Origin of the sequence: Rosenbergiella metrosideri (assembly GCF_022602565.1) — a bacterium.
GTDB classification, from domain to species: domain Bacteria; phylum Pseudomonadota; class Gammaproteobacteria; order Enterobacterales; family Enterobacteriaceae; genus Rosenbergiella; species Rosenbergiella metrosideri.
This window is the reverse complement of the sequence record NZ_JALBCV010000110.1, coordinates 1-256: the sequence shown is the minus strand read 5'-3', so window position 1 is coordinate 256 and position 256 is coordinate 1. Positions and strand designations below refer to the sequence as shown.

General features: G+C 44.5%; 1 pseudogene. It reads left to right on the top strand.

Annotation, left to right across the window (positions count from 1 at the left end):
- A pseudogene (locus tag MKR94_RS16720) lies at window positions 1-256 on the top strand (choline dehydrogenase); the annotation flags it as partial.

The window sequence follows — 256 nt, the reverse complement described above, 5'->3', positions numbered from 1 at the left end:
ATCCGTTACCGTGCAACCCACGGCGTTGACCTCTCAATTAGTCTTGAGCCTTTACCAGACCCTGAAAATCGATTAACGCTCAGTGCAGATCGTAAAGATGCACATGGCCTAGCTTGCCCAGATATCCACTATGATGTTGGTGATTATGTTCGCTAAGGCGCTGATGCAGCCAATGAGCAATTACGCCATATCGGCACATTATTTAACGGTAAAGAATTCACTATCACGACTAGCCTTAATGCCAATAACCATATTA